Raw genomic sequence first — 218 nt, 5'->3', positions numbered from 1 at the left:
TCGGTTTGGGGTACGATTTCGTGTTACCTGGAGCTTAGAGGCTTTTCCTGGAAGCAGGGCATCAGTTACTTCACCACCGTAGTGGCTCGTCATCACACCTCAGCGTTAAAAGAGTTCCGGATTTACCTAAAACTCCCGCCTACATGCTTAAACCGGGACAACCGTCGCCCGGATAACCTAGCCTTCTCCGTCCCCCCTTCGCAGTAACACCAAGTGCA

General features: G+C 52.8%; 1 rRNA gene. It reads right to left on the bottom strand.

Features of this window, described 5'->3' with window-relative positions:
• Nucleotides 1–218, bottom strand: a 23S ribosomal RNA gene (locus WFP70_RS26745); the annotation flags it as partial.

The sequence above is a fragment of the Pantoea sp. USMM079 genome, assembly GCF_037153115.1.
Taxonomy (GTDB): domain Bacteria; phylum Pseudomonadota; class Gammaproteobacteria; order Enterobacterales; family Enterobacteriaceae; genus Pantoea; species Pantoea communis.
The sequence above is the reverse complement of the archived record's forward strand: the minus strand, read 5'-3'. Positions and strand labels throughout refer to the sequence as shown.